Origin of the sequence: Rhodococcus sp. H-CA8f, from assembly GCF_002501585.1 — a bacterium.
Taxonomy (GTDB): domain Bacteria; phylum Actinomycetota; class Actinomycetes; order Mycobacteriales; family Mycobacteriaceae; genus Rhodococcus_F; species Rhodococcus_F erythropolis.
Genome location: NZ_CP023720.1, coordinates 3,707,404 through 3,731,897, shown reverse-complemented (window position 1 = coordinate 3,731,897; position 24,494 = coordinate 3,707,404). Strand labels below are relative to the sequence as shown.

Below are 24,494 nucleotides of genomic sequence, written 5' to 3'. Positions count from 1 at the left end.
TCAGAGTTTGGAAAGGGATGAGCACATGAAGCTGATCACAGCAATCGTCAAGCCGTTCACGCTCGAGGACGTCAAGACCGGACTCGAGCAGGCCGGAGTGCTGGGTATGACAGTCAGCGAAGTTCAGGGCTACGGCCGACAGAAGGGCCACACCGAGGTGTACCGAGGCGCGGAGTACTCCGTGGACTTCGTACCCAAGGTCCGGGTCGAGGTCGTCGTCGACGACGCGGCCGTGGACAAGGTCGTCGAGGTGATCGTCGAGGCAGCTCGAACCGGCAAGATCGGTGACGGCAAGGTGTGGGTCTCGCCAGTCGAGTCGGTCATCCGGGTTCGCACCGGGGAACGCGGTGGCGATGCACTCTGACCCGAAAGGGTCCGAGAACCTCGGCCCTGGTTCCGTCGCGAAAGCGACGGGGCCAGGGCCGGTCTCGTCAGGGGGATCCGACGAAGCTGCGGACCTGGCCCGCGCACGCAAGGCCCTACTCACCGGAGGCGTCAAGAACAGGAGGCTCGACGCCCCCTCACTGCGACATGCACTGGTCGATCTGCACGAATTCTGGTTGACCACCAAGGGGACCGAACTGGGCATCAAACCGGATTGTGGGTTTGCCATCGTCGCCGTGGGTGGTCTGGGCCGACGCGAACTGTTGCCGTATTCCGATCTCGATCTGATTCTGCTGCACGACGACATGGACCCGGCAGTCGTGGCCCAGGTTGCGGACAGCCTGTGGTACCCGCTGTGGGACGCGCACATCAAACTCGACCACAGCGTGCGGACGCTTCCGCAGGCGCTTCAGGTTGCGGCCACCGACATGACGGCGGCACTCGGAATGCTCGAAGCACGCCACATTGCCGGCGACGTGGAGCTGAGCAACCTGTTGATCAGTGGTGTCCGTCGACAGTGGCGCATGGACATCCGCAGCCGATTCGACGAATTGATCACCCAGACCCGTACGAGGTGGGAGCGCAGCGGCGAGATCGCCCATCGCGCCGAACCGGATCTCAAGAGCGGCCGTGGCGGGCTGCGTGACGTGCAACTGCTCAACGCCTTGTCCATCGCGCAATTGACCGACGGGATGCCAGGGCTGGGACCCAACTCGCCCGGCGGCGGTCTGGCACTCGCGCACAGGCGGTTGCTCGACGTGCGCACCGAACTTCACCGCGTTGCCGCCCGCGCCCGCGATCAACTGCGAGCGCAGGACGCCGACGAAATCGGTGCGGCGCTGCGGATCGGTGATCGATTCGATCTGGCCCGCCTTCTCAGCGAATCGGCGCGCACCATCAGCTATTCGGTGGACGTCGGTATCCGTACCGCCGGAAACTCCTTGCCCCGGCGTGGTTTGTCGCGGCTGCGTCGCGCGCCGGTGCGGCGACCACTGGACGAGGGCGTCGTCGAGCATGCCGGCGAAGTTGTCCTGGCGCGCGATGCGAGGCCGAAGAAGGATCCCGGTCTGGTGATGCGGGTCGCGGCAGCGGCGGCCACCAACGGCATGCCGATCTCCGCGTCGACGCTCAATCGCCTGGCCGACAACGCCCCGGAACTGCGTGAGCCGTGGCCGAAAAATGCGGTCAACGATCTCTTGGTCGTGCTCGGTTCGGGATCGCGTGCCGTTCCGGTGATCGAGGCGATGGACCGGACCGGGCTCTGGGGTCGCCTCCTGCCGGAGTGGGGGACCATTCGCGATCTTCCGCCGCGCGACGCCGTCCATACGTGGACGGTGGATCGCCACCTGGTCGAAACCGCCGCGTATGCAAGCGGATTCACCACTCGCGTCGCTCGGCCGGATCTGCTCATGCTCGGTGCGTTGATCCACGACATCGGGAAGGGGCGAGGGGGAGACCACAGCGTCGTCGGTGCCGAATTGGCCACCGCGATCGGAAATCGCTTGGGGCTCTGGCCTTCCGACGTCGCGACGTTGACGGCGATGGTGCGCTATCACTTGCTGCTGCCGGAAACGGCGACCCGTCGCGACCTCGACGATCCGGCAACGGTTCAGCGAGTGGTCGACGCACTCGAAGGGGACGGGACGCTTCTCGATCTCCTGCATTCGTTGGCGGAGGCGGATTCGCTGGCCACCGGGCCTGGCGTCTGGGGCGACTGGAAGTCGTCTCTGATCGGTGAGCTCGTGCGTCGTTGCCGTTTGTTGATGGCGGGGGAGGAACTCCCACAACCCGACCCACTCGCTCCCGAGCAGTTGGCCATTGCCGAGGATGGCGGGGTTCACGTCTCGCTCGTACCGGCCGAGAATCCGCACACCTACGTCGTGACCGTCATCGCGCCCGACGCGCCCGGGTTGCTGTCTCGGGCTGCCGGCGTTCTGGCGCTGCAGTCGTTGCGGGTGCATTCCGCTTCGCTGGGGTCGCATGCGGGTTCGGCGGTCAATTCGTTTGTCGTCACACCGAGGTTCGGCACACCGCCGCAGGCGGTGCTGCTCAGGCAGGAATTGATCCGCGCTTCGGCCGGTGAACTGAATCTGCTCGAACTTCTCGACGCCAAGGACGAGGAGGCACGGGCAGAGCAGTGGGACGACCCGATCCAGACAAACAAGGATTCGGCGGTTCCGGTGCTCTATTCGCAGGCACCGCCGCGGGTCATCTGGTTCGACGCGCCCGGTGACGGTCACGCGATCCTCGAATTGCGTACCGAAGACCGCGTCGGCCTGCTTTGCCGACTGGCCGCAGCACTCGAACACAGTGGTGCCGACATCCGGTGGGCGAAGGTCGCCACGTTGGGTTCCTCGGTGGTCGACGCGTTCTGCCTCGACTTCGGTGAGGCCGATACCCGCGCGGCGCGAGAGCGCGTCGAGGAGGCGGTGCTGGCGGTGGTTCCGGTGCCACAACCGAAGAAGAAAGAGGATTGACGGACCGGTTTCGGCAGTTACGCCCGCATCGGCTGGGATCGGTGCGGGCGTAGCGGCTAGGCTGGTGCCCGAGAATATCCACGGCTAACTCGCACGACCTTCAGGAGCGCACTCGGTGTTCGAATCCCTTTCCGACAGATTGACCGGATCTCTCAAGGATCTGCGTGGCAAGGGTCGTCTGTCCGGCGCCGACATCGACGCTACGGCCCGCGAGATCCGCCTTGCCCTGCTCGAGGCCGACGTCGCGCTTCCCGTAGTGCGCAGCTTCATCGCCAAGATCAAGGAACGCGCCAAGGGCGCCGAGGTCTCGGGTGCACTGAACCCCGCTCAGCAGGTCGTCAAGATCGTCAACGAAGAGCTGGTCGAGGTTCTCGGCGGCGAAACTCGTCGACTCCAGTTCGCCAAGACTCCGCCGACGGTCATCATGTTGGCCGGTCTGCAGGGTTCCGGTAAGACCACGCTGGCCGGAAAGTTGGCCAAGTGGCTCAAGGACCAGGGGCACACGCCCCTCCTCGTTGCCTGCGACCTTCAGCGTCCCGGCGCCGTCACTCAGCTTCAGATCGTCGGTGAGCGTGCGGGCGCTGCAGTCTTCGCGCCGCACCCCGGTACCTCCATCGGCGGCGGCGAAAACGCACTGGGCGTGTCCGCAGCCGACCCCGTCGAGGTCGCCCGCGCCGGCGTCGAAGAAGCACGCAACAAGCATTACGACGTCGTGATCGTCGACACCGCCGGTCGCCTCGGTATCGACTCGGAGCTGATGGCGCAGGCCGCCGGTATCCGTGACGCCGTCAACCCGGACGAGACCATCTTCGTTCTCGACGCCATGATCGGTCAGGACGCGGTCAGTACCGCCGACGCGTTCCGTGAGGGAGTCGGCATCACCGGTGTCGTCCTCACCAAGCTCGACGGCGACGCCCGCGGTGGCGCCGCACTGAGCGTCCGCGAGGTCACCGGCCAGCCGATCCTCTTCGCGTCCACCGGCGAGAAGCTCGAAGATTTCGACGTCTTCCACCCCGATCGCATGGCCAGCCGGATCCTCGGTATGGGCGATGTCCTGAGCCTCATCGAGCAGGCCGAGCAGGTTTTCGACGCCGATCAGGCCGAAGCGACCGCAGCGAAGATCGGTTCCGGTCAGCTCACCCTCGAAGACTTCCTCGATCAGATGATGGCCGTCCGCAAGATGGGCCCGATCGGCAACCTCCTCGGCATGCTGCCGGGTGCCGGCGGCATGAAGGACGCGCTGGCCAACGTCGACGAGAAGCAACTCGATCGCATTCAGGCCATCATCCGCGGTATGACGCCGGCCGAGCGCGACGATCCGAAGATCATCAACGCCTCACGCCGACTGCGCATCGCGAACGGTTCGGGCGTCAAGGTTTCCGACGTCAACCAGTTGGTGGATCGCTTCTTCGAAGCCCGCAAGATGATGGCTGCCATGGCCGGCCGTATGGGCATGCCCGGCGCGCGTAAGCAGGTTCGCAGCAAGAAGGGCAAGAAGGGCAAGAAGGGCGGCAAGGGCCCGACGCAGCCCAAGATGCGCGGAGGATTCCCCGGCATGGGCGGATTCCCGGGTATGCCCGGCGGAATGCCGGCCGGTATGCCCGACCTGTCGAACATGCCCAAGGGTCTCGATCAGTTGCCGCCCGGACTGGAAGGCATCGATCTTTCCCAGCTCAAGCTGCCCAAGAAGTAGTCGGTGGTTGCGCTTCATCTGCGGGGTATCGGTCTGCCCGATGCCGAGCCGATCGAATTGTGGATCGTCGACGGGCTGATTTCCTTCGAGGCGGTGTCCGGTGCGGAGACGATCGTCGAATCGGGTTGGATCACACCGGGTCTCGTGGATGCGCATTGTCACGTCGGTATCCGCTACGGCGGTGGCGGGGGCGAAACCGTCGACGGCTTGCTGGAGCAGGCGAAGACCGAACGTGACGCGGGCGTGCTGTTGCTCCGCGACGCCGGATCACCGGTCGACACCAGGTTCATCGACGAGCGCCTCGATTTGCCGCGAATCATTCGCGCAGGTCAGCACATCGCGGCACCCAAGCGGTACATCCCGGGCTTGCCGGTCGACCTGGACGACGAATCTCAGTTGCCGGCCGAGGTAGTGCGTCAGGCACGCGCTGGTGACGGCTGGGTCAAGCTCGTCGGCGACTGGATCGATCGTTCCGTCGGCGATTTGGCTCCCTTGTGGAGCGACGAGATCCTGGTCGAGGCCATCGCTGCCGCCCACGCCGAAGGCGCAAAGGTCACCGCTCACGTTTTTGCCGAAGACGCTTTGCCCGGCCTGATCAACGCCGGTATCGACTGCATCGAGCACGGCACCGGATTGACGGACGCGACCATCGAGTCGATGGTCGCGCACGGCACGGCCCTGGTTCCGACGCTGATCAACATCGCTACTTTCCCCGAGATCGCGGACTCCGCCACGCGGTATCCGATCTACGCGGCGCATATGCGCGATTTGCACGCTCGTCGGCACCAGACAATCGGTGCCGCTCACGAGGCCGGGATTCCGATCTATGCCGGAACGGATGCCGGCGGTTCGATCAGGCACGGGCGGATCGCCGACGAGATCGCCGAACTCGAAGTTGCCGGATTGACAGCTCACCAGGCGTTGGGCGCAGCCAGCTGGGATGCGCGGAGTTGGTTGGGTGCCCAGGGCATCGAAGAGGGAGCGCCCGCCGACCTGGTGGTTTATTCCGAAGATCCGCGCGGAAACCCCGATGTGCTCGCGAAGCCGATGCGTGTGATCCTCCGCGGCACTCCCGTGAGTGGTTAGGGAGTCCCTGCACTCTCGAAGCGCGCACAGGGTGGTTTCCGAACGAGCCCACCCATCTGGCACAATGGACCATTGTTCGTCGCAACCGGTTACGTACCGCTGCGACGGTCACAGGATAGAGGCAAAACCGGGCTCACAAATCGTGTGGGTCGCTGAATTGCACGTGACATGCGCAGCACTGTTGTGCGCGCTGAAGGAGAACTGCAGCTGTGGCTGTCAAAATCAAGCTCACCCGCCTCGGCAAGATCCGCAACGCTCAGTACCGCGTTGTCATCGCCGACTCGCGCACCCGTCGTGACGGCCGTGCGATCGAGACCATCGGCAAGTACCACCCCAAGGAAGAGCCCTCGCTGATCGACATCGATTCCGAGCGCGCTCAGTACTGGCTGTCCGTGGGCGCACAGCCCACCGAGCCCGTCGAGGCACTCCTCAAGATCACCGGTGACTGGCAGAAGTTCAAGGGCCTGCCGGGCACCGAAGGCACCCTGCGCGTCAAGGAAGCCAAGCCCACCAAGCTCGAGCTCTTCCAGGCTGCACTCGCGCAGGCCGAGAACGAGCCGGTTGCAGAAGCAATCACCCCCAAGAAGAAGAAGGCTGCAAAGGCTGACGAGGCCAAGGCAGAAGACACCGCGGCTGACGCCGAGGCTCCCGCTGCAGACGCCGAGGCTGCTGACAAGTGAGTGCCGTCGTCGCTGATGCGGTAGAGCATCTCGTGCGTGGCATCGTCGCCAATCCCGACGATGTGCGTGTCGAGCTGATCACCGGACGTCGGGGACGGACCGTCGAGGTGCATGTGCACCCCGACGATCTCGGCAAGGTCATCGGTCGGGGTGGTCGCACGGCGACCGCTCTGCGGACCTTGGTCTCCGGCATCGGTGGCCGCGGTATCCGTGTTGATGTCGTCGACACCGATCAGTAGACGGCAGTAAACAGGTGGAACTCGTAGTCGGTCGTGTCGCGAAGTCGCATGGCATCAAAGGTGAATTGGTAGTCGAGGTTCGTACAGACGAGCCCGAAGATCGTTTTGCCGTAGGTTCTGTGCTGCGTGGGCGCAAGCCGCGCGAGTCCACACTGAAGTCGTACACAGTGGAAGCCGCCCGGGATCATTCCGGGCGGCTTCTGCTGCGCCTCGAAGGCGTCAGTGACCGTGGCGACGCAGATGCGTTGCGCGGCACACTGTTTGTCATCGACAGTTCCGAACTCGAGCCTTCGGATGATCCGGACGAGTTCTACGACCACGAACTCGAAGGACTGAAGGTCGTCCTCACGGACGGTACCGAGGTTGGTTCGGTCATCGAGGTATTGCATTCCGCCGCAGGCGAATTGCTTTCGATTCGCCGTACCGGTGAGGCGTCCGGTGAATTGCTGATCCCGTTTGTCGCCGCCATCGTCACCTCGGTGTCGATTGCCGACGGCGTCGTGGTGATCGAGCCTCCCGAGGGACTGCTCGACCCGGATTTCGGCGACAAGTCGAACAGCGACAATTCGAACTCAGACAACGACTGATCGTTTGTCATGCGTCTCGACGTCGTCACCATCTTTCCCGAGTATCTCGAACCGCTTCGTGCTGCCTTGCTGGGCAAGGCAATCGAACGTGGCTTGATCTCGGTCGACGTCCACGATCTTCGGTCGTGGACCCATGACGTACACAAAGCCGTCGACGATTCCCCGTACGGCGGCGGGCCCGGCATGGTCATGAAACCCACCGTCTGGGGCCCGGCGCTCGACGACGTGATCGGTCGCTCCGATACTTCCGGCCCGGATGATGCCGAGACGATCTTGGTGGTGCCGACTCCCGCCGGCGTCCCGTTCACTCAGGCGACCGCACATCGCTGGGCCACCGCCAAGCACCTTGTCTTCGCCTGCGGCCGATACGAAGGTATCGACCAACGGGTTTTCGACGACGCCGCCAAGCGGGTTCGCGTCGAAGAAGTCAGTATCGGCGATTACGTTCTGATCGGCGGTGAAGCAGCCGTGCTGGTGATGGTCGAGGCTGTTGTGCGACTGATGCCCGGTGTTCTCGGCAATCAGCTGTCACACCAAGAGGATTCGTTCTCCGACGGGCTCCTCGAAGGGCCCAGTTACACTCGCCCCGCCGTGTGGCGTGATCTCGAGGTTCCGCCTGTTCTGCTTTCCGGAGATCACGCGAAGATCAAAGCCTGGCGCCATGAACAGTCGCTGCAGCGCACGGCCGAGCGTCGACCGGATCTACTTCCTTAGGTATTTCTCTTCAACCAGGTGATGCTTGCGCCGTCGTCGAGCGATTCGGTTGCAGTCGGTGTGAACAGTGTCGGCTCGAAGTTACCTCTGATCATCGGTATGCCCGCGCCGGCGACAACCGGATACCTTTTGACGATCAACTCGTCGATCTCCGGTAGTAGTTCGCCGGCGAGAGTTCCGCCGCCGCACAGCCAGATATCTTGTCCTTCTTCCTCTTTGAGGGATCTGACGACCGCACGTGGATCGGTGCGAACGATGGTGACCGCAGGATCCTCGGCGTCAGGGAGGGTGCTGGAGACGACGAACTGGCGCAGGTGCGCAAAGGGGCTGGTCACGCCGAGGCTCAGCCCGGGCTCGTAAGAGCCGCGGCCCATGACGACCGTGTCGAAGGTTCTGTTGGGTGCGTCCTCGATTCCGAGAGCGGGCCGCACATGCGTTGGCACGGTCTCGGGATATCGATCGCATATCCAGGCCGTGATCTGTTCGGAAACCGGGAAGAAATCGAATTCGCCGTCTGGTCCCGCGATGTAGCCGTCGAGGGAAGCTCCCACGTAGTACACAAGCTTTCGCATGAAACGCTCCGTTCGTAGTACTATGTTTGTAGTGGTTTAACTTAGAGGCGTGTCAGGAGTGATGTCAAGTGCGAAAGAACCCGGAACGACGGCTTGCCCTGATCGACGCGGCAATCGAGGTGTTGGCCCGAGAGGGTGCTCGAGGCTTGACCTTTCGAGCCGTCGACACCCAGGCAGCCGTGCCGAACGGGACAGCGTCGAACTACTTCTCCAATCGCGACGACCTACTCACGCAAGCCGGTGGCCGGATCTACGAGCGACTGATTCCGGACGACCTCGAGGGGTTGATCGATCCCGTCAACGGCACCGATCGTGAGCGACTGGTGACGCTCATGCTCGACGTGGTCGAGCGGGTCACCTCGTTTGGAACGGGTTTCCTCGCGCTCATGGAGTTGCGACTGGAGGCGATACGTCGTCCGGACCTGCGAGCGGTCCTGACCGTCCGTATTCGAGAAGACTTCGATCTGAACGTAGCCAATCATCTGGCGTCGGGCGTGCCGGGTGATGCGATGACCGTTCGCCTGCTCTATTTGTCGCTGAACTGGCTCGTCCTGGATCGACTGACATTGCCGAACCTGTTCGGGGAGGAAGATATTCGTACGATCGTCGAGGCCGCGGTGGATCGAGCGCTACCCCGCGAATCGTAGAAGGTCAGTGCCGCTCGGCAGGTTTGCGGCGGAACGAGAAGTATCGATGACCGAAGAAACTCACCCCGGCAACGATCAACATGACAACCGCCTGGGCGGGAAGCGGCGGGGCATGCAGAATCGACACCGCGATTGTTCCGAGTATCAGATTCAGCACCAGGCCACCGGAATTGACGACGATGAACGCGCCCAGGTCGCGTGCCACATGTCCGCGGACGCGGAAAACCAACGTCCGATGCAGAACGAAAGCGATGAGCACGCTGATGGAGTACGCACCGATCACAGCCACTTGATACAGATCCTTGTTGTCGAGGATCAGTGACCAGATCACGAAGAGCCCGTATCCGATCGCCGTATTGGCCACTCCGACAATGGCAAACGCGATGGGTTGATGCTTGACCACCCGCAGCAGTGGGCCGGGGTTCTCGGGTGATGCGATGTCTTCGGTCATGAAGACTCGGTTTTCACGGTGTTGATCCGGTCCTTGCGTCGTGTCCGCAGATACATCCACTCGAGCACGCCGAGGCCGAGGATTCCGGCGACCATCGAAGCGCCGCCGACCTTCCATCCCGGGGGTCGCCACGTGAGGACAAGTTCAGCGTCCTTCGTCCCGGCTGGGATGTCCACGGTGACAAAGGACTTCGCGACGACGTCGATCGGGACAGGCTGGCCGTCGAGGCTAGCTCGATACCCGGGCCAGCCGAGCCGTGCGAACACAACCTTGCCGCCGGTCTCCGAACTGACACGAAGGGTGCTCGACATGTTCGATTCCGCGGTCGAAACAGCTTCGACGCCACGGGTATCGGCGATGCGGCCGTTTCGTGTCGAGACGGGGCCGTCGACGCGTTCGAGCACGGAGATGTAGTTCTCGTGACCGGGGTAGTCCACCCATGTCCACCCGTCGGGGGCCGGGCTCTTACGTGCATCGGGGTAGAGGGCGTTCTGCAGTACGACGCGGTCCACCTTCATCAGGTCGACGACGGTGCGGCCGGTGGTGGGTTCGACGGTGAATGCCCGTCGGAAGGCGTCGGGGCAGACGCTCATGTCCCAGCGCATGCAGAGCAGATCACCGAAGTAGAAGTGCCCGTTGGGGGTGTAGCCGCTGGTGTAGGTCAGTTCGAGGTCTTTGGGGTAGTTGCCGAAAGCCAGGGAACCGTACGCTCCGTCGAGGGTTTTGTCCCCGGGTGCGATGAGTGCACGGTCGCCCAGTTGCAGTGTCGTGCCTTCGAAGTCGGGGAAGGCCTCTTTCATCTCCGAGCGGGATTCGGGCAGGTCCCAGCTCATCGGGGTTGGTTGCGCGGCCCGAACCTGGGCGTAGGCGATGGGGGAGACCGCGGCGATTGCCAACAGGCATGCGAGCGCGGTGCCCTTGGTGCGGCCCAGCCACACCATCGCAGCGCCGAGTGCGGCAACGACCAGGGCTGAGATCACATGCCATTTCGCGAGCCCGGGAGCTGCCGAGGCGGACCTGATCAAAAGCAGGCCCACGAGGATTCCCGCTGCAACGCAGCGTCCGCGCAACTTGTCGGTCGTGGCGTAACGCCCGAGCAGGATGCACACCAGAAGCAGGAGTCCGATGGCCACCATCGGAAGCACGCGCGCGGGCCACCGCAGTGGGCCGATCGTGCTCGGCCCGGCAGTCCACATGAGGACGGCGACCGTGAAGATCCCGACGGCGGTCAATTCGCGTGCCGCGGCGCGTGCCTTGCCCCAGTCGATGAACGCCAGAGCCGGAATGAGGAACCACGCGACGTAGACCATGGGCATGGTCTGGATGTATCCCCACCACGAGGAGAATGCGGGCATCGTGCTCGGCAGGCTCGCGTTCAGCGATTCCGACCAGGGAACGGCAAGGAATGCGTCGTTCTTGACTTCGGATGCACCGCGCCAGGTGACGTCGGCGGTGAGCAGGCTCGGCAGATACGTCGCGAGACCGGCGAGGGCGGCACAGGCAGACACCGCCAGAAGCCGCAGCGACGGCAGCCAACGCCGCTGATAGACAACTTCGCCGATCGCGACTGCGACGATCATCAAGCCGGATTCGACTGCGGGGAAAACATATTGCACCGACATCGCGAGATACAAGAACACGAAGGTCGGGATCGGACCGCTCTTGCCTCTGGCGTAGCGGATTGCCGAGGCCCACGCCTGAACCATCCAGGCAGTGCCGGTGAAGGCTGTCATCCAACTGGCCGAGTCGAAGAAGAGGAGGAAACCGGTGAACGGAATCGAGACTCCGGCGACCGCAGCCCACGTGGGCTTCGAGCCGTACTCCAGGCAGATCCGATAGACGCCCAGCGCAAGGATGATCGCGAAGATCAATTTCACGATCGTCGCGTACAGCGCCAGGTTGTCGAAGGACGGTGCGATCAGGTCGATCAGAAGTTGTGGCGGATTCAGAAGGCCCGCTTCCTCGATCGCGTAGTTGCCCGCCATCCAGTTCTCGGGGACGAGTACCGGTAGGTGTCCTTCTCGCAGGCTACGGCCGAGCATGACCCACAGCGGCGCGTACTGGGACTCGGTGTCGTCGGTGTAGAAGTGACGAGCGTTCGCGAGCACCACGGCCAGGTAGCCGGCGACGACACCGACCGCCGTGACGGCGCCCCACTTGTACACGTCTGCCCGGGCGAGAGTGCGAGTTTCCACCACGAGTTCCAGACCTTAACAGGGCAGGTGGGGCGCGCGGAGACGCGAGCGCATCACGCGCCGTCGGCATCCGAAGTCCGGACATCTCTGCGTGTTAAAGTTCGCGACGGTGTGGGCCCGATCGTGCCTGTCTCTCGGCGCCAGTCGAGCCCCCTGAAGGGAGTGGAAGCGAGTGCACTCGATTTCCGTCGTAGTGCCCGTTTATCAGGGCGAAAAGACGATCACGGCGCTCGTCGAGGAGTTGGACGGCCTGTGCGCACCGAGTTCGACGCCCGGTGGAGCGCAGTTCACCGTCGACGAGATCGTGCTGGTTCACGACAACGGTCCGGACCGTTCCGACGTCGTGTTACTCGAATTGGAGCGCCGTTTCGATCAGGTGCGTGTCGTGTGGCTCAGTCGCAACTACGGCCAGGACGCGGCGACTATCGCCGGTATGGCCGTTGCACGTGGCCAGTGGATCGTGACGATGGACGAAGACGGCCAGCACGACCCGGTGCACATCGGGGCTTTCCTCGACACCGCGCTGACGGAGCGATCCGATCTCGTGTATTCCAAACCCACGAACACCCGCCCGCATGGATTCTTGCGGAACCTGACCTCGCGCGGCGCAAAGATCGTCTTGGCGACGGTATTCGCGTTCCCTGATTCGACGAGATTCGAAAGTTACCGCCTGATCCGAGGTGACATCGGCCGACAGTTGGCCGGCGTCGCCGCCAACGGTGTGTATCTGGACGTCGCGCTGACGTGGGTTGTCGGCAATACCGCCACGGCGCCGGTGACACTTCGAGCGGAAGGCCGCGAGGAATCGGGGTACAACTATCGCCGTTTGTTCTCGTTGTTCTGGAAGATGGTGTTGTGTAGCGGAACACGCGGTCTGCGACTGGTGAGTCTGCTCGGGGTCACCCTGGCGTCGGCCGGTGTGATCATGGCTGCGGTGATCTTCGTCCAAGCCATGACCGGTGACAACAACGACCCGGAAGGATGGGCGTCGATCATCATGGCGCTGCTGGTCTGTTCGGGTGCGATCCTCTTCTCGCTCGGTCTCATCGCCGAATACCTTGGCGTGGCACTGCACGTCCTTGTCGGAAAGCCTCTGTATCTGACTGTCGATTCACCGCGGCCCGGAACCTCGATCGATCGGCGCAGTCGTGAGCACTGATCGCATCATCTTCTCCCGCCCCTATCGGGCATCGAACGAATTGTCGAATCTGGCAACGGTTCTGGAGTCCGATCACATTCACGGTGACGGACGTTTCACCAAGTCCGCGACTGCAGCGCTCAAGGCGATCACCGGATCCACGCATGCTCTGCTGACGACCTCGTGCACGCACGCACTCGAATTGGGTGCGCTGCTACTCGAATTGGGCCCAGGTGACGAGGTGATCGTCCCGAGCTTCGCGTTCAGTTCGGCGGCAACCGCCGTCGCGTTGCGCGGTGCCACTGTTGTTTTCGTCGACATCGATCCGAGTACCGGCAATATCGATCCCGACTGCGTCGCAGCGGCGATCACGGAACGCACGAAAGCTGTACTGGTCATGCATTACGGCGGAGTCGCCGCCGACATGGAACCTCTCCTCGACCTCGCGGAACTCCACGGCGTCGCGTTGATCGAAGACAACGCTCACGGGCTCGGCGGAAAGTGGCGCGGGCGGGCGCTCGGCACCATCGGAACTATCGGTACGCAGAGTTTTCACGACACCAAGAACGTTCACTGCGGTGAGGGTGGCGCGCTGTTGCTCTCCGACGATCAGTTGATGACCCGCGCCGAAATCATCCGTGAGAAGGGGACCGACCGTGCGCGTTTCCTGCGCGGCCAGGTCGACAAGTATTCGTGGCAGGACATCGGGTCGAGTTATCTGCCCAGTGAACTCAATGCCGCTGTCCTCGACGCACAACTCTCGGAGTTCGACGCGATTCAGGCGGCCAGGCATCGCGTCTGGGATGCCTACAGCGTGAGTCTGGGCGAGTGGGCGTCCGAGAACGGTGTCGTTCCCATGGCGGTTCCCGATGATCGCGAGCACACCGCGCACCTGTTCTATCTCAAGATGCCTACCGAAGAGAGCCGCGACGGCTTGATTCGGCATCTTGCCGCCGACGGAATCGTGGCGCCGTTCCACTACATTCCGCTCGATACGAGCGCGGCCGGTGTGCGCTACGGACGAACACCGGAGCCGTGTGTGCGTAGCGCCGAGTTCTCCGCGTCGATCCTTCGACTGCCGCTGTGGCCCATGCTCACGTCCGAACAACAGGAACGGGTCATCGGTTCGGTCCTCGAGTACAAGCAGGCTTGAGGACGAACACGACCGCGTGGATCGAATCAGGGCCCGGAAGCTTCGGGCATCACCGAATCCGCGGTCGTGGATGCCGCCGCCCAGTCGTCGATGCTTCCGCTCGGGAAGAGAATCTGTGTGACGCCGGTGACCGTGTCACGTGCGTGCAGTGCGCTTTCGTCGTCGACGGCGTCGGTGAACGAGGTGTCGGGATAGAAGCTGTCCTCGTCCGTGTACTGGACGTCTTCTCGCGAACCGATTGCGATGATGTATCGGTTGTCGTCACCGACGATGCCGGTGGACAGATGGATCCACTTGTCCTCGACACAGCACATCCAGCCTTGCTTGACTCCGATGACCGGCTCGCCGAACAAGGCCTCGGGCAATCCGAACCTCTGGTCGTAGCCGTCGGTTCCTTCGGGAGTGGATTGCCGCAGGTACTCGACGAATTGCTCGACCCGCTCAGGTCCGAGCTGGTCGGAGTCGTCGAGGACGCCGTTGTAGAAAGTGACCAGGTCGTGCGTCGTGGTCTCGGTGTTCCACCACATTCCGTCCCACGGCGGCGTCGTCGCGGTCAGTGCGTAACGCTCGGCAACCCGGGTGATCACCTCCTGACCGCCGACCTCGTCCCACAGAAGGTTGGCTGCGGTGTCGTCGGAGGATTCGAGCATCGCCGCCATGAGGGTGCGATCGTCGTCCGTGATGGGCCGCTCGCCGCGAGCGTCCTGATGGAGTAGATCCTCGGCGATGAAAAGTTTTGCCACCGAGGCAGTTTCGATTTGCTGGTCGCCGGCAACATCGAGGTACTTGTCCGAGGACCGATCGAGGACGGCGATGGAGACGTCCGCACCACGCCCGAGCGCCGCCACCTGAGCTTGAGCCAGTCGGCCGTCGAGAGTCTCCGCGACCGGAACATTGGTGTCGGGGAAGGCGGGGGTCTGCATCGAATCATCCGGGTTCTGTCCACCGCTGCACGAAGCCGCAAAAGTAACTGCGGCCGCCATTGCGGCAATCCGGACGTACCGCGTACTCATCTGTTTCCCCCGGTAGCCCTGACACGGCACTGTTGCCGATCTTCTTGTCTCAGGATAGCGGTAGGGTCGGATCTCGTGATTCTCAAGACCGTGAACCAGCGCATTGCCGAGGAACTCGACGTCCGCGAAGGCCAGGTTGCAGCAGCAGTCGACCTTCTCGACGGCGGAGCCACGGTGCCCTTCATCGCCCGGTACCGCAAGGAAGTCACCGGCACGCTCGACGACGCCCAGTTGCGACTCCTGGACGAGCGGCTGCGGTATCTCCGCGAGCTCGACGACCGTCGTGACGCCGTGCTCACGGAGATCGACTCTCAGGGCAAACTCGACGATCAACTGCGCGGTCAGATCATGCTGGCCGAGACAAAAGCGCGGCTGGAGGACATCTACCTCCCCTTCAAGCCGAAGCGGCGCACCAAGGCGCAGATCGCCCGCGAGGCCGGCCACGAGCCCGTCGCGGACGCTCTCATCGGAGATCCCACCACCGATCCCGCGCAGTATTCGGACGAGCAACTCGACGGTGCCCGGTCGATCCTCGTGGAGCGCTTCGCCGAGGACGCCGATCTGGTCGGTGAATTGCGCGAGCTGATGTGGAGTCGCGGCCAGGTCGTCTCATCGGTCCGCAAGGGCAAGGAAACCGATGGCTCGAAGTTTGCTGACTACTTCGAGTTCTCGGAACCGTTCTCCAAATTGCCCTCGCACCGCATCCTCGCCGTCCTGCGCGGAGAGAAGGAAGAAGTGCTGTCGCTCAACATGGCGGCCGACACCGAAGAACTCGCGCCGGGGGAGCGCACGGTCTACGAAGGCCGCATCGCGTCGCGGTTCGAGATCGCCGACCGTGGTCGGGCCGCCGACGGGTGGCTTCTCGACACCGTCAAGTGGGCGTGGAAGACGAAGTTCGCCGTCACGCTCGGTATCGACACTCGAATGCGTCTGCGGCAGTCGGCCGAAAAGGACGCCGTCGACGTCTTCGCCACCAACCTCAAGGATCTACTCCTCGCGGCCCCCGCCGGCGCCCGACCCACCATGGGACTCGACCCCGGATTTCGCACCGGAACTAAGGTTGCCGTCGTCGACGGAACCGGCAAAGTTGTTGCATACGAGACGATTTACCCGCACCAGCCGCAGAACAAGTGGGACGCGGCGCTTGCGACGCTTGCCGGGCTGGTCGCCAAGCACGGCGTCGAACTGATCGCCATCGGCAACGGCACGGCCTCACGCGAGACCGACACGCTCGCTACCGAACTGATCAAGAAGACCGGCGCGCCCAACCTGACCAAGATCGTCGTCTCCGAGGCAGGCGCATCGGTGTACTCGGCTTCGGCCTACGCGTCGCAGGAACTTCCCGACCTCGACGTCTCGATTCGCGGTGCGGTGTCCATTGCGCGTCGCCTGCAGGATCCGTTGGCGGAGTTGGTCAAGATCGATCCCAAGTCCATCGGTGTCGGTCAGTACCAGCACGACATCACCGAATCGCTGCTCTCACGTTCCCTCGACGCCGTCGTCGAGGATGCCGTCAACTCGGTCGGCGTCGACGTCAACACCGCGTCCGTGCCACTTCTCGCTCGGGTGTCCGGAATCGCAGGTTCCCTAGCGGAGAGCATCGTCGCCCATCGGGACCAGAACGGTCCGTTCAAGTCCCGCAAGGGACTCAAGGACGTCTCCCGACTGGGACCCAAGGCTTTCGAGCAGTGCGCAGGCTTCTTGCGGATCACCGACGGCGACGACCCTCTCGACGCGTCGAGCGTCCACCCGGAGGCATATCCGGTGGTTCGCAAGATCGTTGCCAGTGCCGGCGGGGACGTGCGCACCGTGATCGGAAACTCGCAGGCACTTCGATCGGTCAAGGCGTCCGACTACGTCGACGAGCGATTCGGTCTACCGACCGTCACCGACATCATCTCCGAGTTGGAGAAGCCGGGACGAGATCCACGACCCGAATTCAAGACCGCGACCTTTGCCGCAGGCATCGAGAAAGTCGCGCATCTCAAGCCCGGTATGACTCTCGAAGGTGTGGTCACCAACGTCGCAGCCTTCGGTGCCTTCGTCGACATCGGAGTTCATCAGGACGGTCTGGTTCACGTCTCGGCGATGTCACACAACTTCGTCAAGGACCCACGCGAGGTCGTCAAGTCAGGTGACGTCGTCAAGGTGAAGGTCCTCGAAGTGGACGAGGCACGCCAACGCATCGGGCTGACGCTTCGTCTCGACGACGAGGTGGGCGCACCCCGCAAGTCCGAAGGCCCGCGAGGTGGGCAACCTCAGCGTCAGGGCCAGCCACAGGGTCAGCGTCAGGGGCAGGGGCAGGGTCAGCAACGAGGTAGTGGCGGACGTCAGGGTGGACGCGAGTCGCGTCCGGACAACCGCGCGCCTGCTGCCGGGTCGATGGCTGAGGCTCTGCGCAAGGCGGGCTTCGGCAAGTAAATCCGTCCGCCGGGTTTTCGAAGTCCGTATCGTCACAATCGAGTCGGTTGGCGGTATGAATCCGATCAGGGCCGGATCATGAATTCGGTGAAGGGAGGACAGTGATGCGGGAGTGGCTCGAGCGCGAGATCATCGCCCATGGCCGATTGCCGTTGCTGTTCTTCCTGCTCGGGTTCCTCTCTGCGTTCCTCTTCATCCGTCTCAGCGTCCGGATGATCCGCGCGCAGGTGAAATGGTGGCCGGGCAACATCGCGCCCGGAGGTCAGCACGTGCATCACGTCGTGTTCGGTGTGATCGCCATGATGATCTCCGGTGGTGCGCTGATCGCGGTCTACGTCGATGGTTCGCAGACCACCGGTGCTGTCCTGGCGGCGATCTTCGGTATGGGTGCGGCATTGGTGCTCGACGAGTTCGCACTGATCTTCTATCTGAAGGATGTGTACTGGTCCGAGCAAGGTCGGACCTCGGTGGATGCGGTTTTCGTCGCAATCGCCGTGACCGGTCTGGTGCTGTTGGGTTTCCGCCCGCTCGAACTTCTCGACGTCGCCGGGTTCCGTGAAGAACGGGATCCGTGGATCAAGTTGGTCTTCGTTTTTGTCGCGTTGATCAACTTCGCCTTGGCAGCCATCGTGATTCTCAAAGGGAAGATCTGGACGGGGCTCGTCGGCCTGTTCGTTTTCCCGTTGCTGGTAATCGGTGCGGTTCGCCTGAGCCGGCCGGGTGCGCCGTGGGCGCGTTGGCGGTACACGCGTAAGCCGAAACGGATGAACCGCGCGCTCGAGCGTGAGCGGAAGTGGCGGCGACCGGTCATCAGGGCCAAGATCTACGTCCAGGATCTCATTGCCGGATCACCGAGCGTCGAGCATGCGATGACGGCGGCTGAGCAGGAATTGGACCACACCATTCACGCGGCTCCGCCGCCACCGATTTCCCCGCTGGTGTCCGCGTCTGGCACAATGGACGGGTTGCCTGGACCAGGCAGCAGCACTTGATCTGGGCACGAACCAGACGAGCGCCGTTTCGGGAGACCGAAACGCGTGCCGCTCGGTTCCTCTGCTCCTGCGAAATACAAGGATGACATATGAACACCCTGGACTTCCTGGACAAAAAGTCGCTCCGCGACGACATCCCCGAGTTCCGTCCCGGCGACACGCTCAACGTGAACGTCAAGGTTATCGAAGGCTCCAAGGAGCGCGTGCAGGTCTTCAAGGGCGTCGTTATTCGTCGCCAGGGCGGCGGCGTTCGCGAGACCTTCACCGTCCGTAAGGTCTCCTTCGGCGTCGGCGTCGAGCGCACCTTCCCGGTTCACAGCCCCACGCTGGCCTCCATCGAGGTTCTGACCCGCGGTGACGTCCGTCGCGCCAAGCTGTACTACCTCCGTGAGCTTCGTGGCAAGAAGGCGAAGATCAAGGAAAAGCGCTGATCTTTCCGATGAGCCCGGCACCGCGTACGCGCGGTGTCGGGCTAATCTGGTTTCTGTGGCAGATTCTTCGAAGGAGCAGGCATTGTCGTCCGGACCCGAGAATCACGAGGGATCAAGCGGTTCCGCGGAACCGACCTCACATCGGCCGCAGAAGAAACAGCGATCGTTCCTGCGAGAACTCCCTGTTCTGATCGGCGTAGCGCTGGTACTCAGCATCGTCCTTCAGGCATTTGTCTTCAGAGTTTTTCTCATCCCATCCGAGTCGATGGAACCGACACTGCACGGCTGTGCGGGATGTACCGGTGACCGCATCGTGGTGGAGAAGATCGGATACCGCTTCGGCGATCCGGAACCCGGCGACGTCGTCGTCTTCAAGGGACCCGATTCGTGGAACACGAAATATGTGTCCAATCGGTCCGACAACGTTGTCGTTCGCGGCATTCAAGAGGTCGGTTCGTGGGTCGGCCTCGTTCCGCCGGACGAGAACGACTTGGTCAAGCGAGTGATCGCTACCGGCGGCCAGACCGTCGAATGCTGTGACGATCAGGGCCGAGTCCTGGTCGATGGCAAGCCGCTCGACGAGCCGTACATCAAGATGGATTTCCCGTTCACTCCGGGAACACAAACGTGTGACACCGAATTGAAGTCGGGCCGCTGCTTCGGACCGATCACCGTTCCCGAGGGCCACGTGTGGGTCATGGGTGACAACCGCAGCAATTCCGCCGACTCGCGCTACCACGTCGACGACGAGTTCCAGGGAACCGTCCCGATCGACAACATCATCGGTCAAGCTCGATTCATCGTTCTTCCCCCGTCGCGAATGGGCGGCATCGATGCGCCTGATATTCAGGGCAATTGAGTTGTCGTACCGCACACATGGATTCGCGTAGTTTCGAGTAGGCAGAGACAGTGAGTAGTTGGCCCCCTCGCGTTGTCATTCGCAGATCGGCAGGTCTGCGGACGATGGAGTCTGCGTTGGCGCGAACCGGACTCGGTCCGGTCGCCGGCGTCGACGAAGCCGGGCGCGGAGCGTGCGCTGGTCCACTCGTCATTGCAGCGTGTGTCCTGGCGCCGAAACCGCAAGCGGCACTGGCGCGGCTCGACGATTCGAAGAAGCTGACCGAACGTGCGCGTGAGGAGCTTTTCCCGGCGATCAAGCGCTTGGCGTTGGCGTGGAGTGTCGTTTCGGTACCCGCTGCGGAAGTCGATCAGATCGGTATCCACGTCGCCAACATCGAGGGGATGCGTCGAGCAGTCGCGGGCCTCGATCTCGAACCGGGCTACGTCCTCACCGACGGTTTCCGGGTTCCGGGACTGACGGCTCCGTCGCTACCGGTCATCGGCGGTGACGGCGCCGCTGCATGTATCGCCGCGGCCAGCGTTCTCGCGAAGGTGACCCGAGATCGTGTGATGACCGAGATGGACGAGACTCATCCCGGATACGGCTTCGCGATTCACAAGGGATACAGCACGCCGCTGCACATGGACGCTCTCGACGAGTTGGGGCCGTGCCCCGAGCATCGCATGACGTACGCAAACGTGGTGGCTGCGGGAGTCCGGTTGGAACAACGCGCGGGCCGTACGGGATGATGGACGTTCAGACGAACTGGGAGGACTGGCTAAACCGATGAGTGCCGAGGATCTCGAGAAGTACGAAACCGAGATGGAGCTGTCGCTCTACCGTGAATACCGGGACATCGTCGGACAGTTCTCCTACGTCGTGGAGACCGAACGACGTTTCTACCTGGCCAACACGGTCGAGTTGCTGCCCCACAATTCAGACGGGGAGATCTACTTCGAACTGCGGATGTCCGACGCCTGGGTGTGGGACATGTACCGCCCGGCGCGATTCGTGAAGTACGTGCGCGTCGTGACGTTCAAGGACGTCAACATCGAAGAGCTGGACAAGCCGGATCTGCGCCTTCCTGACTGATCTTGACAACGAAGTGCCCCGCCGATAGCGGCGGGGCACTTTGCATTTCGCGGAGTTGCGCGGGGTCAGTCGCCCTTGACATTCACGATCTGACGCAGCGTGTGTCGAATCTCGACCAAGTCCTTCGCGTCGTCCATCACGACGTCGATGTCCTTGTACGCACCCGGGATCTCGTCGAGGAACGCCGCGGAACGCTTGTATTCGATGCCGACCATCGCCTTGTCGAGATCTTCGATCGTAAAGGTCTTGCGTGCCTGGTTACGTCCGTACACCCGACCCGCGCCGTGGGGGCTGGACTTGAACGACGGCACGTTTCCCTTCCCGACGACGACGTAACTCGCCGTCCCCATCGAACCGGGGATGAGCCCGGGCGTGCCCTCGTCTGCCTTGATCGCACCCTTACGGCTCAGCCACACACCCCGGCCCATATGGAACTCCTTCTGGGTGAAGTTGTGGTGGCAGTTGATCCGCTCGACCTCGTCGATGATCGCGGGCTTGCCGTCACCCATGAAGTGCGCGAAGTCCTTCACCACGCGGTCCATCATCTCTTCGCGGTTGAGCAGAGCGAAGTGCTGAGCCCAGTTGAGATCGGTGATGTACGAGTCGAATTCGGGCGTCTTCTCGACCAGGTAGGCAAGATCCGGATCGGGAAGGTTGATGTACCACCGCTCGCACAAGTCCTTGGCGATCTTGATGTGATGCTGTGCGAGCTTGTTTCCGATACCGCGGCTGCCCGAGTGCAGGAACAGCCAGACGCCGTCGCTCTCGTCGAGCGTCACCTCGATGAAGTGGTTGCCAGAACCCAGCGTTCCGAGCTGAAACCTCCAGTTGTTCTTGAACTTGTCGTAGAAGGCCAGGCGATCGCCCGCAATTGCCTCGAGTTCTGCGATGCGGATTTGCGCCGTGTCGCTCAGCGTCTTGTTGTAGACACCTGCCGAGAGCGGAACGGAGCGTTCGATGCTGTGGCGAAGAACGCTCAGGTCGCGGCCTTGAAGGTCGCGTGCACTGAACTGGGTTTTGACCGCGATCATTCCGCAGCCGATATCGACTCCGACGGCGGCGGGCATGATTGCGCCTTCCGTCGGAATGACCGAACCCACCGTCGCTCCCGCACCGAGGTGCGCATCCGGCATAAGTGCCAGATGTGGACGGACAAAAGGCATCTGGGACGTACGCAGCGCTTGCTCGCGAGTGTTCTCGTCGAGTATCGATGCCCAGTTCCACAGCCTCTTGGTGATCTTCTCCATCAGATTTCTCCCACATAGTTCACAGCCGAACCGATCGGTCCGGTGTGTCGTGCAGGAATGACCATGCGCTCCGTCAGTGGTTGTGTGCAACCTCTTTTCAGGTGCGCAGACCGTCTGCGAGTTCGTAGATTCGTCCGACGTACTTCTCCTGGAAGGCTTTTCGGGCAGCATCTGCTTGTTGCCGTGCGCCCATCCTGGCGTAGAGGTACTCGAGTTGAACCAAGCTCTCGCCGATGTCGACGCGTCGCTGGTCGAGAACCGTCAACTCGTCGACCAGCCGAGCTAGATCGAGTCGTGCAAGATCTAGCGCTGTCTCCGGTACCTCGTCCATGGTGATCCTCGATGTCCGTGAGTGCTTCCTGGGTTTGAGGCTAGCATCATTCGAACATATTTTCGATACCTGGAATTGTTGGTTACTTCGACAATGTGGCGGACAGTTGGTCTATGGCGTACGGAATGCTCAGGACGGTATTGCCGGACATCGCCGCGCCGACGGGTGGATCTGCGGTGTATCGCACGACTATCGCATTTCCGTTTTTCACAGCGGGTAGCCGCTGGTAGAGAGTGTTGCCGGGGAGGGCCTTCTCTCCCTCCGGATCGGCCATCACGATCAAACGATCAACGGGTTCGAGGATGTCGTATCGCTCGTTCGGCAGCCAGTCGCCGAACTGGTCGCCGACGAATGCGTCGACCGTCGGGGGGAGGGTGAATCCGAGTGACGAGAGGAAGATGCCGCGTGGGTCGTGCGACGAGAACACGTATCCCTCGGGAGTGTCGAGGTTGACGATCGTTGCGGTTTGCCCGGAAAACTCCGGGTGTGCAGCGCGAGCGGTGGCAAACGCGTTTTCGGTATCCGCGATCAGTTGCTGAGCTTGTGGTTCTTTGCCGAGGGCGCGCCCGGCGGTGAGTGTCATGTCGGTCCACGGCGTTGTGTATGCGTCGTAGTCCTTGCTCTGCGCGACAGTCGGCGCAATCGAGGTCAGCTTCTTGTAGGTCTCCGTGTCGATGTCGGCGTACAGCGCTAGGATCAGATCTGGTGCGAGGGAGGCGATTTGCTCGAAGTTGAAGTCTCCGCCGCTGTTGATGTAGGTCGGAGTTTTCCCCTTCCAGTAGTCCTTCGTCCACGGCCAGCTTTCATCCATGCCGGACCCCCACCATTCGGCCATGCCGACGGGTTCGACTCCCAAGGCGAGCAGTGGTTCGTGATCGGTGTATCCGAGTGTCACTACCCGCCGCGGTTCGGCATCGATGGTCGTCGAACCCTGTGCGTGCTCGATCGTCACGGGGAATGCGTCGTTGCTCTGGGTCGCTGATGCGGTGTCGACGCCTTGCGAAGTTCCACAGGCGGTCGAGAACCCGATGATCGCGGCCGTCGTGAATAAGGCGGCGAGGATTCGGGTGCTACGTGAGGGCACGTGCATGCTCCTTCGAAGTGGTGGGCGAAGTGATCTGAGTTCCGCGTGAAGTGCTGAACTGGTCGCGTCAGCAATAAAGTGAGGCTAACCTTTGCAGCATCGTCGGTCCATCCTTCAGAATGGACTCGGATACGCCCAGAAAGACGCAAAATGTCCACTATCGAGTACTCGACTCGTCCAAAGTCCTTGCTAGCGCTGCCCGATAGTCGCGGTCGGACATTCAAAGATTTTCAGGTCTACACCAACGTCGTCGACGGAGTGACTGCGTACGGAGCTCATCGACACCCCGAGCATCAGATCGCCTGGATGAGTGAATGGACGATGCAGATCGCTGCCGGAGGCAATGTGTGGCACCTGCACAGCGAGCACTTGGTCTGGTTGCCGGGCACCGTTCTCCACGACATGACACTTCTGACGGAGGGGTGCATGATTGCGACCTATGCGCGTCCGGATCTACGCCCTGCCGGGCCGCGGTGGACTCAGCCACTTGTTCTCGAAGTCGATGCTCTGTCCGCTCAATTGCTGCGCCATCTCGCCGACCGGACCATCGACGATGCTCGGCGGTTGATGAGTCAGGAGTTGCTCTACGACATTCTTGCTGCCGCGCCCGAACGGCACGACGTCCTCGCGGTTCCTCGCAATGCTGCGGCGAGTTCGGTTTCTGCCCGCATCCTTGCCGATCCGGCAGACTCACGGACGCTGGGGGAGTGGGCGGGCGAACTCGGGGTCAGTTCCAAGACCTTGATGCGAGCCTTTGTCGCCGATACCGGGATTACCTTCGGGCAGTGGAGAACTCGAGCACGCATGTACGCATCACTCGAGATGCTCGCGCGGGGTGAGGGTGTCAATGACGTTGCCCCGCAGGTTGGTTACCGCACCAGCAGTGGGTTCATCGCCGCATTTCGGGAAACCTTCGGTACGACGCCGGCCCGGTACGGCGGAAAGCTGATGCGGTGATTTGCTGATGATTTCTTGAACTCGGTTGACGGCAAAGCTTTGTTCGGCAAAGTAGAAATGGGCCGAGCT

Annotated in this window: 25 protein-coding genes; 18 read left to right on the top strand and 7 right to left on the bottom strand. The window is 62.5% G+C overall.

Annotated elements, in window-relative coordinates; genetic code table 11:
• Positions 1–25: 25 nt before the first annotated feature.
• The 8 genes from CPI83_RS17355 to trmD all read left to right on the top strand — a co-directional run bounded on the left by CPI83_RS17355 (position 26) and on the right by trmD (position 7,860).
• Positions 26–364 carry a P-II family nitrogen regulator gene (locus CPI83_RS17355; protein ID WP_003942772.1) on the top strand — a complete coding sequence of 113 codons (339 nt, stop codon included), beginning with the start codon at positions 26–28 and terminating at the stop codon, positions 362–364.
• On the top strand, positions 354–2,861 hold the full coding sequence (locus tag CPI83_RS17350) for a [protein-PII] uridylyltransferase (RefSeq protein ID WP_097388204.1): 2,508 nt from the start codon (positions 354–356) through the stop codon (positions 2,859–2,861). Before CPI83_RS17355 ends, CPI83_RS17350 begins: the two co-directional genes overlap by 11 nt.
• Before the next feature lie 115 nt (positions 2,862–2,976).
• The gene (ffh, locus tag CPI83_RS17345) at positions 2,977–4,554 is read left to right on the top strand and encodes a signal recognition particle protein (protein WP_003942713.1); all 1,578 of its coding nucleotides are present in this window, start codon (positions 2,977–2,979) and stop codon (positions 4,552–4,554) included.
• 3 nt (positions 4,555–4,557) lie between these two features.
• Positions 4,558–5,640, top strand: coding sequence for an amidohydrolase family protein (locus CPI83_RS17340; protein ID WP_097387496.1), 1,083 nt, complete (start codon positions 4,558–4,560; stop codon positions 5,638–5,640).
• Between the two features lie 209 nt (positions 5,641–5,849).
• Positions 5,850–6,320, top strand: coding sequence for a 30S ribosomal protein S16 (gene rpsP / locus CPI83_RS17335; protein WP_003942818.1), 471 nt, complete (start codon positions 5,850–5,852; stop codon positions 6,318–6,320).
• Positions 6,317–6,559: an RNA-binding protein gene (locus tag CPI83_RS17330; RefSeq protein ID WP_003939023.1), complete on the top strand. Its 243-nt coding sequence runs from the start codon at positions 6,317–6,319 to the stop codon at positions 6,557–6,559. Before rpsP ends, CPI83_RS17330 begins: the two co-directional genes overlap by 4 nt.
• A gap of 14 nt (positions 6,560–6,573) precedes the next feature.
• Complete coding sequence (rimM, locus tag CPI83_RS17325; RefSeq protein ID WP_097387495.1) at positions 6,574–7,146, top strand: ribosome maturation factor RimM; 573 nt, start codon at positions 6,574–6,576, stop codon at positions 7,144–7,146.
• A 9-nt stretch (positions 7,147–7,155) separates the two neighbouring features.
• Positions 7,156–7,860 (top strand): tRNA (guanosine(37)-N1)-methyltransferase TrmD, encoded by a 705-nt coding sequence (gene trmD, locus CPI83_RS17320; RefSeq protein ID WP_021333055.1) that lies wholly within the window; start codon positions 7,156–7,158, stop codon positions 7,858–7,860.
• On the opposite strand, the gene CPI83_RS17315 is transcribed toward trmD, so the two are convergent.
• Positions 7,857–8,432, bottom strand: a complete 576-nt coding sequence (locus CPI83_RS17315; RefSeq protein WP_097387494.1) for a dihydrofolate reductase family protein — start codon at positions 8,430–8,432, stop codon at positions 7,857–7,859. The two genes, trmD and CPI83_RS17315, sit on opposite strands and share 4 nt — an antisense overlap.
• Before the next feature lie 68 nt (positions 8,433–8,500).
• Here CPI83_RS17315 and CPI83_RS17310 point away from each other — a divergent pair, with 68 nt between their 5' ends.
• Complete coding sequence (locus CPI83_RS17310; RefSeq protein ID WP_020969331.1) at positions 8,501–9,079, top strand: TetR/AcrR family transcriptional regulator; 579 nt, start codon at positions 8,501–8,503, stop codon at positions 9,077–9,079.
• 4 nt (positions 9,080–9,083) lie between these two features.
• Here CPI83_RS17310 and CPI83_RS17305 read toward each other — a convergent pair whose 3' ends face one another.
• Together CPI83_RS17305 and CPI83_RS17300 are read right to left on the bottom strand one after the other, a co-directional pair.
• Entirely contained in the window at positions 9,084–9,530 is a 447-nt protein-coding gene (locus CPI83_RS17305) for a GtrA family protein (protein WP_020969332.1), read from the bottom strand.
• Complete coding sequence (locus CPI83_RS17300) at positions 9,527–11,725, bottom strand: hypothetical protein (RefSeq protein ID WP_097387493.1); 2,199 nt, start codon at positions 11,723–11,725, stop codon at positions 9,527–9,529. Before CPI83_RS17300 ends, CPI83_RS17305 begins: the two co-directional genes overlap by 4 nt.
• Before the next feature lie 172 nt (positions 11,726–11,897).
• Between CPI83_RS17300 and CPI83_RS17295 the strand changes: the two genes are divergently transcribed.
• Together CPI83_RS17295 and rffA are read left to right on the top strand one after the other, a co-directional pair.
• The gene (locus CPI83_RS17295) at positions 11,898–12,884 is read left to right on the top strand and encodes a glycosyltransferase (protein ID WP_019747967.1); all 987 of its coding nucleotides are present in this window, start codon (positions 11,898–11,900) and stop codon (positions 12,882–12,884) included.
• The gene (gene rffA, locus CPI83_RS17290) at positions 12,874–14,016 is read left to right on the top strand and encodes a dTDP-4-amino-4,6-dideoxygalactose transaminase (protein WP_021343913.1); all 1,143 of its coding nucleotides are present in this window, start codon (positions 12,874–12,876) and stop codon (positions 14,014–14,016) included. The genes CPI83_RS17295 and rffA overlap by 11 nt, the downstream gene beginning before the upstream one ends.
• A gap of 26 nt (positions 14,017–14,042) precedes the next feature.
• Here the strand turns inward: rffA and CPI83_RS17285 are convergent, their stop codons facing one another.
• Positions 14,043–15,029, bottom strand: coding sequence for a serine hydrolase (locus CPI83_RS17285; protein WP_042951510.1), 987 nt, complete (start codon positions 15,027–15,029; stop codon positions 14,043–14,045).
• 75 nt (positions 15,030–15,104) lie between these two features.
• Between CPI83_RS17285 and CPI83_RS17280 the strand changes: the two genes are divergently transcribed.
• The 6 genes from CPI83_RS17280 (at position 15,105) to CPI83_RS17255 (ending at position 20,806) form a co-directional block, all read left to right on the top strand.
• Complete coding sequence (locus CPI83_RS17280) at positions 15,105–17,450, top strand: Tex family protein (protein ID WP_097387492.1); 2,346 nt, start codon at positions 15,105–15,107, stop codon at positions 17,448–17,450.
• Positions 17,451–17,554: 104 nt separating this feature from the next.
• Positions 17,555–18,442 (top strand): hypothetical protein, encoded by an 888-nt coding sequence (locus CPI83_RS17275; protein WP_003942742.1) that lies wholly within the window; start codon positions 17,555–17,557, stop codon positions 18,440–18,442.
• Between the two features lie 89 nt (positions 18,443–18,531).
• A complete protein-coding gene (rplS, locus tag CPI83_RS17270) occupies positions 18,532–18,873 on the top strand; it encodes a 50S ribosomal protein L19 (RefSeq protein ID WP_003942791.1) in 342 nt (113 codons plus the stop codon).
• 55 nt (positions 18,874–18,928) lie between these two features.
• Complete coding sequence (gene lepB, locus CPI83_RS17265) at positions 18,929–19,732, top strand: signal peptidase I (RefSeq protein WP_003942787.1); 804 nt, start codon at positions 18,929–18,931, stop codon at positions 19,730–19,732.
• 50 nt (positions 19,733–19,782) lie between these two features.
• Complete coding sequence (locus CPI83_RS17260; RefSeq protein WP_020907294.1) at positions 19,783–20,463, top strand: ribonuclease HII; 681 nt, start codon at positions 19,783–19,785, stop codon at positions 20,461–20,463.
• A 37-nt stretch (positions 20,464–20,500) separates the two neighbouring features.
• Positions 20,501–20,806: a DUF2469 domain-containing protein gene (locus CPI83_RS17255; RefSeq protein WP_003942715.1), complete on the top strand. Its 306-nt coding sequence runs from the start codon at positions 20,501–20,503 to the stop codon at positions 20,804–20,806.
• Between the two features lie 65 nt (positions 20,807–20,871).
• Here the strand turns inward: CPI83_RS17255 and CPI83_RS17250 are convergent, their stop codons facing one another.
• From CPI83_RS17250 to CPI83_RS17240, 3 genes are all read right to left on the bottom strand, one after another.
• Complete coding sequence (locus tag CPI83_RS17250) at positions 20,872–22,053, bottom strand: RtcB family protein (RefSeq protein ID WP_097387491.1); 1,182 nt, start codon at positions 22,051–22,053, stop codon at positions 20,872–20,874.
• 97 nt (positions 22,054–22,150) lie between these two features.
• Positions 22,151–22,384: a hypothetical protein gene (locus CPI83_RS17245; RefSeq protein ID WP_019747974.1), complete on the bottom strand. Its 234-nt coding sequence runs from the start codon at positions 22,382–22,384 to the stop codon at positions 22,151–22,153.
• 82 nt (positions 22,385–22,466) lie between these two features.
• Entirely contained in the window at positions 22,467–23,474 is a 1,008-nt protein-coding gene (locus CPI83_RS17240; protein ID WP_232816771.1) for an iron-siderophore ABC transporter substrate-binding protein, read from the bottom strand.
• Between the two features lie 144 nt (positions 23,475–23,618).
• Between CPI83_RS17240 and CPI83_RS17235 the strand changes: the two genes are divergently transcribed.
• Positions 23,619–24,425, top strand: coding sequence for an AraC family transcriptional regulator (locus CPI83_RS17235; protein ID WP_097387490.1), 807 nt, complete (start codon positions 23,619–23,621; stop codon positions 24,423–24,425).
• Positions 24,426–24,494: the final 69 nt, after the last annotated feature.

Excerpts from the sequence above, each read along its gene's own strand:
- trmD (WP_021333055.1), top strand. The coding sequence starts at position 7,156 with ATGCGTCTCGACGTCGTCACCATCTTTCCCGAGTATCTCGAACCGCTT.
- CPI83_RS17355 (WP_003942772.1), top strand. The coding sequence starts at position 26 with ATGAAGCTGATCACAGCAATCGTCAAGCCGTTCACGCTCGAGGACGTC.
- CPI83_RS17285 (WP_042951510.1), bottom strand. The coding sequence starts at position 15,029 with ATGAGTACGCGGTACGTCCGGATTGCCGCAATGGCGGCCGCAGTTACT.
- CPI83_RS17255 (WP_003942715.1), top strand. The coding sequence starts at position 20,501 with ATGAGTGCCGAGGATCTCGAGAAGTACGAAACCGAGATGGAGCTGTCG.
- CPI83_RS17250 (WP_097387491.1), bottom strand. The coding sequence starts at position 22,053 with ATGGAGAAGATCACCAAGAGGCTGTGGAACTGGGCATCGATACTCGAC.
- CPI83_RS17350 (WP_097388204.1), top strand. The coding sequence starts at position 354 with ATGCACTCTGACCCGAAAGGGTCCGAGAACCTCGGCCCTGGTTCCGTC.
- CPI83_RS17240 (WP_232816771.1), bottom strand. The coding sequence starts at position 23,474 with ATGCACGTGCCCTCACGTAGCACCCGAATCCTCGCCGCCTTATTCACG.
- CPI83_RS17275 (WP_003942742.1), top strand. The coding sequence starts at position 17,555 with ATGCGGGAGTGGCTCGAGCGCGAGATCATCGCCCATGGCCGATTGCCG.
- CPI83_RS17315 (WP_097387494.1), bottom strand. The coding sequence starts at position 8,432 with ATGCGAAAGCTTGTGTACTACGTGGGAGCTTCCCTCGACGGCTACATC.
- CPI83_RS17305 (WP_020969332.1), bottom strand. The coding sequence starts at position 9,530 with ATGACCGAAGACATCGCATCACCCGAGAACCCCGGCCCACTGCTGCGG.
- CPI83_RS17235 (WP_097387490.1), top strand. The coding sequence starts at position 23,619 with ATGTCCACTATCGAGTACTCGACTCGTCCAAAGTCCTTGCTAGCGCTG.
- rplS (WP_003942791.1), top strand. The coding sequence starts at position 18,532 with ATGAACACCCTGGACTTCCTGGACAAAAAGTCGCTCCGCGACGACATC.
- CPI83_RS17245 (WP_019747974.1), bottom strand. The coding sequence starts at position 22,384 with ATGGACGAGGTACCGGAGACAGCGCTAGATCTTGCACGACTCGATCTA.